Source organism: Psychromonas sp. KJ10-5 (assembly GCF_055808325.1).
The window spans coordinates 3378424-3391116 of sequence record NZ_CM147864.1 but is presented as its reverse complement, the minus strand read 5'-3'; the positions used below and the strand labels follow the sequence as shown (position 1 = coordinate 3391116).

Below are 12693 nucleotides of genomic sequence, written 5' to 3'. Positions count from 1 at the left end.
ATTACATCCCCGCTGTTAATGAGTTAATTGAAATACCATGTAACATTTCTTCTTCAATTCGTTCCCACATATATAAAATCTTTCTTCCACCGAATGGGCGAATGTAGTGCACTCCTTCAAAAAGAACTGAATCCTTTAATTGTTCTCGAATAGTGCGTTGATCATATTTAATACGTTGTGATAACTCAGATGTTGTCATATAGGTAATATCCATCGTACAATCTCCTAATATTCAAAATTACATCTTAAAGAGCACAATGCTCTCTAGGAGATTAAAATATAGCATTAAAATTTGTCTTTGCAAGACTTTTTAACTCGCTATAGAACATTTTTAAACATTGGAGGTCATTTTGAAGTGTCATTTATCCACAATAATGGGAAGTAAAAGACTAAAAATTGCAGATGTAGCAAGAGATACTGGTATTAATCGAGGAACAATTACTCGCTTATATAATGAAACAGCAACAAGAGTCGAATTAGAAGTTGTAGATAAACTTTGTGAGTATTTAAATGTATCTGTTGGTGAGATTTTTGAATCAGAGAGTGAAGCTCAAAAAGAAGAGGTTTAAAACTTGCTGTCACAAATTGGCCACAAAGCGGCCACAAATTTCATTTTTAAAACAGCAGAAACAAAAAAACCAAGCACAAGTGCTTGGTTTTAAAGTAGAAGTAGTTGGAGCGGGCAGCGGGAATCGAACCCGCATCATCAGCTTGGAAGGCTGAGGTAATAGCCATTATACGATGCCCGCAAATATTGCATCGGTAGCGTTAGCTACATAGCAAAAAACAATGCTATTGCATTGTTCTTTACTTACTCACTGTGACAAGTGAGATAAAATATGGTGGAGGGAGGTGGATTCGAACCACCGAAGCTTTCGCGACAGATTTACAATCTGTTCCCTTTGGCCACTCGGGAACCCCTCCAGGACTTAGATGGTGCCGACTACCGGAGTCGAACTGGTGACCTACTGATTACAAGTCAGTTGCTCTACCTACTGAGCTAAGTCGGCGCTGTCTAAGTGCCGCGAATATTAAAGAACTTGAGCTTGCCTTGCAAGTGTTTATTAGCAAAAAAACACAGTTTTTTGTTTGTTTGCTCAAAAACAAATCAATTTTGTTAATTTAGCCTAATTATTCGCCAAACGTAGTGATATTTCACCACCGATGTATGGAGTGACTTGTTGATCAACCTCTAACAGCAATGCCCCCTGCTCGTTGATTCCTCGACAAATTCCTTTTTGGATTTTGTCAGCCATAATCAAATTAACGTCCTGATTCAAGAAACAATCTAGTTCAAACCAACGCGCTAAAAATGGTGCGAGCCCTTTTTCTTCATAATCAGCTAACAAAGTTTGTAATTCAGTAATCAATAACCCAGACAGCTGATTACGATCCACGGGTTGGGAGTTAATAGTATTAAGATCGGTCCAGGGTTGGTCAATGGCACCGGCTTGATGTGCAGGCATCCTAATATTAATACCAATCCCAATCACACAATGGCATACCTCCGAAGCTTGCGCGTTTAACTCAATCAATATACCAGCAAGTTTTTTCCCTTGGTAATAGAGATCATTAGGCCATTTTAAACCCACACCATGAATACCAAGCTTCTCTAGGGCATTAACCACTGCAATCCCCACCAGCAGGCTTAAACCAGAGGCTTTTTCGATACCAGCTTCTAAACGCCAATAAATAGAAAAATAGAGATGCGATGCAAACGGTGAAACCCACTGCCTACCACGTCTGCCACGTCCAGCAGTTTGACACTCAGTAATACACGTTTGTCCATTTACTAAATTTGGAATTTTATCCAATAGATATTCATTAGTAGACGGTAAAATTTGCTCCACATGAACATGAGTCACACCACTAATGTCACGAATCGCTTGTTGGTTTAACAAAGCTAGCGGTGTTGCACTGCAATAACCTTTACCGGTAACTTTGTAGATATCTAACCCAATCTCTTGCAATGCTTTGATGTAGTTATTAACAGACGTTCTTGATACACCTAATAACTCACCTATTTTTTCACCAGAGTGAAACTCGCCATCAGCTAACAAAGCCAGTAGTTTATTGCCTTTTTCATTTAATTCAGACATTGCCTGTAACCTGTAATAAGTTGGTTTCACCCTGTGCGCCAATAAATCGCACCTCATGCTCTAATAATACTGCAAATTTTTGTAATACTTGCTCTCTGACAAACCAAGCTAATTGAATAACATCATCAGCAGTAGCTCTTCCATCTTCATTAATCAAGACTAAAGCTTGTTGTAGATGAACCGCTGCACCACCAATCTTATGACCTTTTAAACCACACTGATCAATTAACCATCCTGCCGCTAATTTCACATTACCATCTTGCTGAGGGTAATGTGGCATATCTGAATGATGAGATAATAATTGATCACTTAAATATTCACTGACAATGGGATTTTTAAAGAAACTACCTGCATTGCCTAACACTTTAGGATCAGGCAGTTTCTCAGTACGGATACGACAAACACTATCAAATATTTGCAGTGCACTTACTGACTCTTCGGTTTCATTTAAACCTTGTAGCAGCCCGTATTGGCAATGTGCTTGCCATTGCTTAGGGAGTTTCAATGAAACTGAGGTAATTAATACACGATCTTTTAACTCACCTTTGAAGATACTGTCTCGATAGGCAAACTTACATTGTTCATTAGTTAAAGAATGAATACTGCCATCCACTAAATCGATATAATCCACTTGTTCACAAAAATCTTTTAGTTCAACACCATAAGCACCAATGTTTTGTACAGGTGCAGCACCAACTACCCCCGGAATTAATGCCAAATTTTCTAAACCATTGATGCCTTGTTCTACCGTCTGTTCAACAAGCTGATGCCAGTCTTCACCTGCGGCGACTGCTAATAAGTGATGTTCAGATGTTTCTGTGTGCTTAATGCCCATTAACTCAACTTTAATCACTAACCCATCAAAGTCATCACAGAATAGCGTGTTACTTCCACCACCTAATACCAAAATAGGTCGGCTCTCTTCTCTTGTTTTTTTAATTAATTCTAGTAGCTCAGAAAGCTGAGATAAAGCGGTAAAATGGAAGAGCAGATGCGCCTGAGCATCAATTGAAAAGCTATTAAAGGCCTTGAGTGAGCTGTTTTTTTCAATCATGATAATCCTTTATGGTATTAATTTAACTGCGCGTACTTTTATTCATAATACCTTATCAAGCATTTGAAACAAATAAACAGGATTTTCGATGGATGTTAAGACATTACAATGTGGCGAACTGGATAAGCTACAAATCCCTTTAGTAAACCAATTTTATAAGCAGGTATACAAGAAAGGAGCAGCGAACAAAAGCGAACGGGTGTTTGTATTAAAGACAAACCAAATAATTTGTGCAGCAAGGTTAAAAGAAGTAGATGGTAATAAGTTATTAACTGGTGTTGCCTGCGACCCTGCTTATCGTCATCAAGGGTTGGCCAGCCAATTAATCCAATATATTTTAAGGTTACAAACGGAAACCGTTTATTGTTTTCCTTATCCACATCTACAGAGGTTTTATCAGCAGTTAGGGTTTCAATTACTGTCAGCGGAGTTGCTACCTACCAAACTAGCCGAGCAGTATTCTCGTTACAATAATCGTACCCCTTTACTATCAATGAGCTACAAAGTAAGCAACTCCACGCGTTAAGAAAATAAGTTTAATAAATGCTCATAACCTTGTTCTGCCATTTCCTCTTTTTTTACAAAGCGTAATGATGCTGAATTAATACAATAACGTAATCCCGTTGGCGCAGGGCCATCGTCAAATACATGCCCTAAGTGTGAGTCGGCCTGTGCACTTCTCACCTCAGTACGTTGAGAAAACAGTTTAGTATCAACTTTTTCGGTTAGTTCGGTATTTTCAATCGGCTGAGTAAAACTTGGCCAACCACAATGTGCATCAAACTTATCTAAAGAGCTAAATAAAGGTTCGCCGGACACGATATCCACGTAGATACCTTCTTCTCGGTGATCCCAGTAGATATTGTTAAAAGGCGGTTCAGTACCTTCCAATTGAGTCACTTGGTATTGCATTTCATTTAATTGGGTTTTTAATGCATCCTGTGATGGCTTTTCAAATTTGCTCATGCGATTTCCTCTCTCTTATAGGTAGTCGATAGTACGATGTTTTCAATAAAAGAAAAACACACAAAGATTACGGTCATTTCTTTGAAAAAGACCACCTGTGATTATTTACAAGTCCATTAGCAACAATTTAATTATGTGTTCTTCATTTCAAGCAGGTAAAATATCCCTCATATTCGATATAATTAAGTATAAGGATTTGCAATGAAAGTCGTGGTTATTCCCGTTACCCCTTACCAGCAAAACTGCAGTTTAATCATTTGTGAAGAAACCAAAAAAGCAGCGATTATTGACCCCGGCGGAGAAAGTGAACGTATTTTAAGTGCGGTGAAAAATTATAATGTGACTGTGGATAAAATTATCTTAACACACGGACATTTAGATCACGTAGGTGGCACAGAAGCACTGTTAGAAAAACTCGATATTCCAGTACTTGGGCCTGAGAAAGAAGATGCTTTCTGGCTACAGCAACTCGAAACACAAAGTACAATGTTTGGTTTTCCACACACCACTAGTTTTGAACCAACAAAGTGGCTGGAAGAAGGTGAAGCGTTGAAGGTAGGGAATATTAAACTCGATATTTTACATATCCCTGGCCATACACCGGGTCATATCGCTTTATTTGACGGCAAAAGCAAACAAGTTATTGTTGGAGATATTTTATTCAATGGCGCAGTAGGGCGTTCAGACTTCCCGCGTGGCAATCATCAACAATTGATCTCAGGTATTAAACAGAAATTGTTAACACTGCCACAGGATACTTTGGTTTACCCAGGTCATGGCCCAACCACAACCATTGGCCAAGAGCAAAAAAACAATCCTTACTTACGTTAAGGGTCATTAACGAATAATCACTTTGTGTAGTGGTTATTCGCAGTTTTAATGCCTATAAAACTGACCGAACTACATAGGTATGACTCGATCGTTTACTATCAACTCCCCTCTATCTAAAGTTGCCTGTAAACTTAATTTATCTGCGTCTTGAGCCAAGATGCCATTGTTTAAAGCCATTTGTAAAAGGCCTGTAAAAACAGACTCCCCAAGTAACGATTGCGGTAAGCTGAGATTTAAAGTTCCATTACTGTAATCAATTAACATCAGTGGATTATTAGTAACAGTTTGTAACGCAACATTCGGTTGAACATCCATTTTCAAGTTAGCACTCACTTGCCCCCAAGGCGTTTTTGAATGGAGCTTATCCAAATCAACATTTACACCTAAACTCACTAAGTAACTTAAGGCTTTGTGCATAACCTCAGGATCATCGATATTCATCTTCAACTCGTTCAATGCTGCAATATTCAATTTATTAAGCGCTAAAGAGAGCTCAGTATCAGTAAACGTTTGTGGTCCATTGTGTAAACTTTTCACTTTCCATGTATTTTGGCTATTCAGTGTTAATCGGTCATCGGCGGTTGTACTCGCGCCACTTAAACTAGCCTGTTGTAAGGTCAGCTGTTTATCCGCACGTTGAAAATCAAACTCTCCAATATCAGCTTTGTATTGATAATCGACGAGATTCGCAGCCTCTAATTTGATAAAAGAAGCGACAATAGAGATATCCTTTGCCGCAAAATGATCGCTTTCTACCACACCATTAAAACCACCCCAGTTCAACTTCATATCACTTTGTTGGTTTTTTAAGTCGTAATCATAAGTTAATGTTAATGGCCCTGTATTTAACGTCTCTTGTGACGTTTCATAAAGACCTTTAGGTAGAGATAGTTTGCCTTGTACTTTACCAAACACATTAATTTCTTCTGTAGAACTAAACCAATCTTCGGTTTGGAAGAAAGTGTTCAACTTATTCTGCAACGCTTGATCAGATAATTGCATTGTATTCACAGAACGAGCTTTATAAGGGTAATGAGTAATATCAGATGCCATTATAATCTCTAACGGCGCGCGCTCTGGCAGAGAAACTAACACTTTAAAATCTGCGTGAGTATGAAAGAACGACTTGTGATAATCAAGTAACTGAACATCCACATCAGGGCTATCAAGTTGAGCAATTTGCTCCTTTAATGTTTTTTCTATTTGAACGCCAACAAAGTAAGTGCTACCCAATAACAGACAACCTACGATTAATATACTTATAATGAATAATTTTCTCATTATAACCTCATCAAAAAAGCGGATAATTAAGACACGCTCAAATCAATAGAAAAGAGAGTGAGATTTACCTCATTATTTATGTAAAACATTATAGATTACAATAGTCAGAGCACATATAGAGGTAGATTTGACTAAAATAAATTAAATCAAACTGCAGTGTTAACCGATTTACGTAAATAAGTTTGATGATAGAACCTATCTCTAGGGGCTTTTATGACCCCTTCTAGTATTGCTTCAGACAGGCGTTGCGATAACTTTCAGGATTCCATCAGACAAAAATATTCATGAGTAACAACTTAAATCAAACCTAAAAGGATTAAAGAGCGTAAGTAATAACAAAGCGGATGCTGGTTTATTGCGGGTATGAGCTTTACAATGTCGTTAATTATTAGCGATATTATCTGCAAAGAGCCGAAGTCTCTGATGACTGTTAAAGAGCAGTTTCACTGACCTCAACCATTTCAGGTATTATTGATTACATTATATTAATGAAAGCACTAAAGCGGAGTAAATGCATCACGCAACTCCACTATTAAAAGTCTGCCCTTGTAGGCTTTATATTATTGATAAGGAACACAACATGGCTACTGACCAAATCTCAGAAGAAAAACATTTAAAGAAAATGAAAGCAGTGAAAGAAAAACAAGATCAAAAGATCGCTGCTGCTAAAGAAGAGCGTGGTGTCAGTATTTTATTAGCCGGCCCAGGTAAAGGTAAAAGTAGCTCTGCTTTTGGTATGTTAGCGCGCTCACTAGGACATGGCCATAAAGTTGCAGTAGTCCAGTTCCTAAAAGGTGCGATGTCGACAGGCGAAGAAAAGTTTTTTAACAGTCATGACAATGTTGATTGGTACACTATGGGTGATGGCTTCACTTGGGAAACTCAAAACCGTCAGAATGATATTGCCAGTGCAGAGAAAGCATGGAAAAAAGCGGAAGAATTGCTTGCTGATGATTCATACCAGTTGGTGATTCTAGATGAAATCACTTACATGTTTAAATATCAGTACCTTGAACTACAACCAACACTAGATGCACTTAAAAATCGTCCTCGTGACATGAATGTAGTATTAACCGGTCGAGGTCCAAAACAAGAATTAATCGATGCGGTTGATACTTACAGTATGATCCTTGCTGAAAAACATGCTTTTAAAGATGGCGTAAAAGCACAAGCTGGCATTGAGTGGTAATAACCATACTACTAGGTAATCGCTACAGCTGATTAAAACAAAAAGGGCTTGTCGTATTATAACGACAAGCCCTTTTTAATTGCAGCTAGAACTGTTCGTCCAGCTTACTGAATACCTGAATGACGTAATAACGCATCAATTGATGGCTCACGTCCCATAAAGTTTTTAAACAAGGTCATTGGTGCTTCACTCCCCCCTTTCTCAAGAATGTTATTTAAGAAAGAACGCCCTGTCTCTGCATCAAAGATACCATTTTCTTCAAAACGTGAGAACGCATCTGCAGATAATACTTCAGCCCATTTGTAACTGTAATAACCAGCAGCATAACCACCAGCGAAAATATGGCTAAAACTATGTTGGAAGCGATTAAATGACGGTGCATTAATCACTGCAACTTTAGCTCTCACTTCACTTAAGACCACTTGTGCTTGGCCAGTATGACCAGCCTGATACTGATGATGTAACAAGAAATCAAACAGTGAAAATTCAAGCTGACGAACCATTTGTAATGCACTATTGTAATTTTTAGCCTGTAACATCTTTTTCAATAAATCAGATGGTAAAGTATCACCCGTATCAACATGTCCGGAAATTAACGCTAATGCTTCTGGTTCCCAACACCAGTTCTCTAAAAACTGACTTGGTAGCTCAACAGCATCCCATGCAACACCATTAATCCCAGCTACACCAGAGGCTTCAACCTTGGTTAACATATGGTGAAGACCGTGACCAAACTCATGGAACAGTGTTACTACTTCATCATGCGTAAACAACGCTTCTTGTTCACCCACTGGTTTATTAAAGTTACAAGTTAAGTACGCCACTGGTAATTGTAAACTACCATCAACCTTACGGCGGCGACCTCGACATGTATTCATCCATGCTCCACCACGTTTGTGCGCGCGAGCATATAAGTCAAGATAGAAACTACCTACTAGCTCTTTTTGACGGTTATAGATTTCAAAAAAACGCACATCCTGATGCCACACATCGACGTCTTTTGACTCTTTAATGTTTAAATCAAATAGGCGATTTACAACGTCAAATAAACCCGATACTACTCGGCTTTCTGGGAAGTAAGGGCGTAGCTGTTCATCAGAGATTTGGTAGCGTTGCTGTTTTAACAGCTCTGCATAATAGCTTAAGTCCCAAGACTCTAACGTTTCTAAACCATCTTTTTGTCGAGCAAAGGCTAATACTTCATCTCGTTCTTGTTCTGCTTGCTTTGTTGACTTTTCAGCAAGTTGAGTTAAGAAATCAATCACTTGTTCGGGTTCGTCAGCCATTTTAGTTGCTAAGCTGTATTCGCCGTAATCATTAAAATCAAGTAACTGTGCTAGTTCATGGCGTAATGCTAAAATTTGCTCAATGATATCGCTGTTATCAAACTCATTGGCATTTGGTCCTTGATCTGAAGCACGTGTCGCAAAAGCCGTGTACATCTCTTCACGTAGTTCACGATTTTCAGCATAAGACATTACCGCTAAGTAGCTTGGGAAATCTAAAGTAAATAAGTACCCTTCTTGCTCTTTTTCTTGCGCCGCTTGTTGTGCCGCTGCAATCGCTGTTTTTGGTAAACCAGCTAACAGATCAAGATCTGTCACTAATTTACTCCACGCTAATGTCGCATCCATAACATTATTGCTAAAGGTTGATTGTAACTGCGAAAGTTGTTGTTTAATTTCACCGTAGCGTTTTTGTTTTTCTTCACTTAGTGCAATACCCGCTAATTTAAAGTCGCGTAGTTCATTTTCAATGACTTTTTGTTGTGCGCCTGTTAATTCTGAGAAATCACTACTGTTAGCAATGCTGAGGTATGCCTCATATAAACCTTGGTGTTGGCCAACGTAAGTGCCATATTCTGAAAACAAACCAAGGCAAGCATCATGTGCTGTACGTAATTCATCGTTACTGACCACTGAGTTCATGTGCGAAATTGGGGACCAAAGCTTGCCAAGATGGTCATCTGCTTCATCTAATACGGCAACAAAGTTATCCCAAGTGTAGGTATCTAGCTCAGCTAATTTTTGTTCAATTAAGGCTTTATTATCGGCAATAGTTTGTTTAACAATCGGCTCAATTTCAGCGATTTTTAATTGGCTAAACAAAGGAAGGCCATCTGTTTTTAATAAACTTGAATCTTTTATTGTAGTCATAGCATTCATCTTATCTGAGAAGGAACTAATAATATGAGGCTAAGAATCGTAAAATTCAAGGTATCAGCACCGTAAGCAAACATATATTTCGGGCAAATAACTAAAACTTATCTAATATAATGACTTAGCGACTCATAAATATTTTAAAGGCGAGGTCTAAATGGTAGTCTTACCTACAACGATTTGGGTAGTAGGTTCATATAAATGTTAAGAAATAAAATGCAATCATTAATTAATTTACAATCTTTTAGAATGAAAAATAGTTTGTCGATTCGTCTGTTTTCTTACGTTTTAGTATGCAGCTTTGCGCTGGCTGTGATTATTACCCTATTACAGCTATTATTCGATTATCAAAATAACTTAGCCAAAATTAATGCCAATATAGCTCAAGTTGAATCTAGCTTTGTAGAGCCCTTAGCAAATAGCCTTTGGAACTTTGATAAAGAACAAATCGAAGCCCAAAGCAAAGGCATTATAAACTTGCCTTATATGCAATACGTTAAAGTCTATGAAGTGGTAGGTAATACTGAAGTAGCTATTTCTCATCAAGGTATATTTCAAGAGAAGTATGACATAAGTGCAAAGTTTGATTTAGTACACCAAAGACAAGTGGTAGGCACTTTATTTGTCGCGGCCTCTTTAGATCAGGTTTACCAGCAATTACTTGATAATGCGCTATCCATCTTAGTTAACCAAACACTTAAGATCATGGTTGTTGCCCTCAGTATTCTACTCATTATCTATTACACTGTGATTCGACATATCAATAAAATCGCTTTGTACACACGTCATATCAAGCTTTCCTCTCACAATAAAAACTTGGTACTGGATGGACGAAAAGCCAACCTATCAACTTCCAATGATGAGTTAGATGAATTGGTTTACCTACTGAATAAGATGCAAAGACGGATCGTGGCAGAATTAACTGATAAAGAGATAGCCATTAATGAATTGCAACAAGAGCGAGATTTCTCAGCCACTATAATTAACTCCTCTAGTACTATCATCTGTTGCTTAGATGCAGATTTCAAAATAGCCACCATTAACCCAGCAGCGGTTATACTAACTGGTTACTCTCAAGAAGAGTTAAACCAGAAAAATTGGTTAGACATTTTTGTGTTAGCAGAGCGCCAACCTGAGTTACAAGAAAAGCTATCTGAAAATGAGCCTTTAGATGGGATTGAAATAGAGATGCACGACCAGATGGGGGAAGTAAACACCCTACTCTGGACCTTCTCAGCTTTCTATGAAGGCATGGATATTAAGTATCTAATTGGCTTTGGTCACGATATTACTCAGCAAAAACAAGTTGAACAGCAAATACTGCAACTTAACGATCAATTAGAAGATAAAGTCAATAAACGAACCGCAGCATTAACCGCAAGTAATGCGCAAATGGTACAGACTGTTGAGCAACTAAAACGTACCCAACAAACCTTAGTGGAGTCTAAAAAAATGGCTTCGCTAGGCAGTTTAGTGGCTGGCGTTGCACATGAGATTAACACGCCTATTGGTATGAGTGTGACCACAGCCTCCGCTTTACAAGAAGAGATTACAGCCTTGAATGAGCACCTTCATGAAGATGAAATTTCTCGATCTTATTTAAACCGTTTTGTAGAACAATCTCAAGAATCAAGTAAGCAACTACATAGTAACCTAAAACGAGCAGCTGAACTGATCAGCAGTTTTAAACAAGTTGCAGTAGATCAATCATCAGAATCTTGTTATTCATTTAACCTGAAAGAAAATGTTGAACAAGTCGCAATCTCTTTAAAACACAAAATAAAACAAAGTAAAACGCAGGTGCATATTGATTGCCCAGAGGCACTCTCTATGTATAGTTTCCCTGGCAGCTTTGTACAAATTTACTCGAACCTCATCATCAACTCTATTATTCATGGTTTTCACGATTGGCCAGGCGAACGCAATATTTTCATCAATATTGCATTACAGGATAAAACATTAATTATTGATTACCGAGATACCGGAAGAGGCATTGCTGAAGATATTGCACAACGTGTGTTTGACCCCTTTGTAACTTCTCAAAAAGGCTCTGGTGGCAGCGGTTTAGGTACACATATTGTTTACAATATCGTCAGTCAATTATTTAAAGGAAATATTGAATATATCGCTGAAGCAGAGGGAGCACGCTTTGTTATGTCTATTCCCTATCGTGCCAGTATGAACGGATAATAAAGAGGTATAAATCCCTGTCGTAGCCACTACAACAGGGATTAAATGGCTAGTTTTCGTCGTTTTCTTGTATTGGTGTTTCTACTGTTTCTTGTTCAACTTCAAGCAAATCATGTTCACCATACCATTGCGCAATTTTACGCTCTAATACATCAACACCTAACCCTTTTAATGATGAAAACAGTTCTACCTGTACATCGCCTTCAAAGTTTTTTGCTTCTTCACGCATTTTTAGTAATGTCGCTTTACGAGCACCCTGTTTCAACTTATCAGCTTTAGTTAATAGCGCTAACACAGGAATATTGGCATCGATAGCCCAAAAAATTAACTGTTGGTCTAGATCTTTAAAAGGGTGGCGAACATCCATTAGTACCACTAATCCTTTTAGTGACTCACGCTCTTGTAGGTATTCACCTAGCGACTTTTGCCATTTCAGTTTCATCTCTAATGGTACTTTCGCAAAACCATAACCAGGTAAATCAATTAAGCGTTTACCTTCTTCCACTTCAAACACATTGATTAACTGCGTTCGACCAGGTGTTTTACTGGTTCTTGCTAAGCTTTTTTGACGAGTAAGACGATTCAAAGCACTTGACTTTCCAGCGTTAGAACGTCCCGCAAAAGCAACTTCAATACCACTCTCAACAGGTAAATGCTTATCTAAATGACGAATATCTGGTGCACTAATTAAAAAGTGCGCTTTTTGAAAATGTATTTTTGGAAACTCCACGATATGCCTCATCTGTTTTATATAGCAATTTATTATATTCTTGAAAAACTATCTTATGACGGTTTTTATTTGTGCGCATTATAGCACGGCTAATTCAACAAACTTTAGGAATTAAATAGAGCGATGATGAAAATTTATTGCGCTCAAATTCCAGGTAATAAGATCTCTTCAGAATAAGTTAAGTCATGTTTCCT

General features: G+C 38.0%; 12 protein-coding genes and 3 tRNA genes. 5 read left to right on the top strand and 10 right to left on the bottom strand.

Translation table 11 applies throughout. From position 1 onward, the window contains the following. Position 1: 1 nt before the first annotated feature. Positions 2–214, bottom strand: coding sequence for a hypothetical protein (locus tag AC0L3W_RS14945; RefSeq protein WP_409440182.1), 213 nt, complete (start codon positions 212–214; stop codon positions 2–4). A gap of 136 nt (positions 215–350) precedes the next feature. Here AC0L3W_RS14945 and AC0L3W_RS14940 point away from each other — a divergent pair, with 136 nt between their 5' ends. Next, the gene (locus AC0L3W_RS14940) at positions 351–569 is read left to right on the top strand and encodes a helix-turn-helix domain-containing protein (protein ID WP_409440183.1); all 219 of its coding nucleotides are present in this window, start codon (positions 351–353) and stop codon (positions 567–569) included. 105 nt (positions 570–674) lie between these two features. On the opposite strand, the gene AC0L3W_RS14935 is transcribed toward AC0L3W_RS14940, so the two are convergent. The 5 genes from AC0L3W_RS14935 to murB form a co-directional block, all read right to left on the bottom strand. Continuing rightward, positions 675–749: transfer RNA gene (locus AC0L3W_RS14935), tRNA-Gly, on the bottom strand. A gap of 91 nt (positions 750–840) precedes the next feature. Continuing rightward, a tRNA-Tyr gene (locus tag AC0L3W_RS14930) sits at positions 841–924 on the bottom strand. Positions 925–934: 10 nt separating this feature from the next. Beyond that, a tRNA-Thr gene (locus AC0L3W_RS14925) sits at positions 935–1010 on the bottom strand. A 117-nt stretch (positions 1011–1127) separates the two neighbouring features. After that, positions 1128–2099 carry a bifunctional biotin--[acetyl-CoA-carboxylase] ligase/biotin operon repressor BirA gene (birA, locus tag AC0L3W_RS14920; RefSeq protein WP_290040213.1) on the bottom strand — a complete coding sequence of 324 codons (972 nt, stop codon included), beginning with the start codon at positions 2097–2099 and terminating at the stop codon, positions 1128–1130. Then, on the bottom strand, positions 2092–3153 hold the full coding sequence (gene murB / locus AC0L3W_RS14915) for a UDP-N-acetylmuramate dehydrogenase (protein ID WP_290040211.1): 1062 nt from the start codon (positions 3151–3153) through the stop codon (positions 2092–2094). The genes birA and murB overlap by 8 nt, the downstream gene beginning before the upstream one ends. A gap of 88 nt (positions 3154–3241) precedes the next feature. On the opposite strand from murB, the gene AC0L3W_RS14910 reads away from it, so the two are divergent. Continuing rightward, positions 3242–3679: a GNAT family N-acetyltransferase gene (locus AC0L3W_RS14910; protein WP_409440184.1), complete on the top strand. Its 438-nt coding sequence runs from the start codon at positions 3242–3244 to the stop codon at positions 3677–3679. On the opposite strand, the gene msrB is transcribed toward AC0L3W_RS14910, so the two are convergent. Beyond that, on the bottom strand, positions 3676–4119 hold the full coding sequence (msrB, locus tag AC0L3W_RS14905) for a peptide-methionine (R)-S-oxide reductase MsrB (RefSeq protein WP_290040209.1): 444 nt from the start codon (positions 4117–4119) through the stop codon (positions 3676–3678). The genes AC0L3W_RS14910 and msrB overlap by 4 nt on opposite strands. A gap of 201 nt (positions 4120–4320) precedes the next feature. Here msrB and AC0L3W_RS14900 point away from each other — a divergent pair, with 201 nt between their 5' ends. Further along, entirely contained in the window at positions 4321–4950 is a 630-nt protein-coding gene (locus AC0L3W_RS14900; RefSeq protein ID WP_290040208.1) for an MBL fold metallo-hydrolase, read from the top strand. Positions 4951–5019: 69 nt separating this feature from the next. Here AC0L3W_RS14900 and AC0L3W_RS14895 read toward each other — a convergent pair whose 3' ends face one another. Beyond that, positions 5020–6231, bottom strand: coding sequence for a DUF945 family protein (locus tag AC0L3W_RS14895; protein ID WP_409440185.1), 1212 nt, complete (start codon positions 6229–6231; stop codon positions 5020–5022). 580 nt (positions 6232–6811) lie between these two features. On the opposite strand from AC0L3W_RS14895, the gene cobO reads away from it, so the two are divergent. After that, a complete protein-coding gene (gene cobO / locus AC0L3W_RS14890) occupies positions 6812–7420 on the top strand; it encodes a cob(I)yrinic acid a,c-diamide adenosyltransferase (RefSeq protein WP_290040206.1) in 609 nt (202 codons plus the stop codon). A gap of 104 nt (positions 7421–7524) precedes the next feature. Here cobO and prlC read toward each other — a convergent pair whose 3' ends face one another. Next, on the bottom strand, positions 7525–9576 hold the full coding sequence (prlC, locus tag AC0L3W_RS14885) for an oligopeptidase A (protein ID WP_409440186.1): 2052 nt from the start codon (positions 9574–9576) through the stop codon (positions 7525–7527). A gap of 204 nt (positions 9577–9780) precedes the next feature. Between prlC and AC0L3W_RS14880 the strand changes: the two genes are divergently transcribed. Then, positions 9781–11769, top strand: a complete 1989-nt coding sequence (locus AC0L3W_RS14880) for an ATP-binding protein (RefSeq protein WP_290040202.1) — start codon at positions 9781–9783, stop codon at positions 11767–11769. Between the two features lie 49 nt (positions 11770–11818). Here AC0L3W_RS14880 and yihA read toward each other — a convergent pair whose 3' ends face one another. After that, entirely contained in the window at positions 11819–12499 is a 681-nt protein-coding gene (gene yihA / locus AC0L3W_RS14875; protein WP_290040200.1) for a ribosome biogenesis GTP-binding protein YihA/YsxC, read from the bottom strand. Positions 12500–12693 lie beyond the last annotated feature (194 nt).

Coding starts and splice junctions, on each gene's coding strand:
- AC0L3W_RS14945 (WP_409440182.1), bottom strand. CDS start 214: ATGGATATTACCTATATGACAACATCTGAGTTATCACAACGTATTAAA.
- birA (WP_290040213.1), bottom strand. CDS start 2,099: ATGTCTGAATTAAATGAAAAAGGCAATAAACTACTGGCTTTGTTAGCT.
- murB (WP_290040211.1), bottom strand. CDS start 3,153: ATGATTGAAAAAAACAGCTCACTCAAGGCCTTTAATAGCTTTTCAATT.
- AC0L3W_RS14910 (WP_409440184.1), top strand. CDS start 3,242: ATGGATGTTAAGACATTACAATGTGGCGAACTGGATAAGCTACAAATC.
- msrB (WP_290040209.1), bottom strand. CDS start 4,119: ATGAGCAAATTTGAAAAGCCATCACAGGATGCATTAAAAACCCAATTA.
- AC0L3W_RS14900 (WP_290040208.1), top strand. CDS start 4,321: ATGAAAGTCGTGGTTATTCCCGTTACCCCTTACCAGCAAAACTGCAGT.
- AC0L3W_RS14895 (WP_409440185.1), bottom strand. CDS start 6,231: ATGAGAAAATTATTCATTATAAGTATATTAATCGTAGGTTGTCTGTTA.
- cobO (WP_290040206.1), top strand. CDS start 6,812: ATGGCTACTGACCAAATCTCAGAAGAAAAACATTTAAAGAAAATGAAA.
- prlC (WP_409440186.1), bottom strand. CDS start 9,576: ATGACTACAATAAAAGATTCAAGTTTATTAAAAACAGATGGCCTTCCT.
- AC0L3W_RS14880 (WP_290040202.1), top strand. CDS start 9,781: ATGTTAAGAAATAAAATGCAATCATTAATTAATTTACAATCTTTTAGA.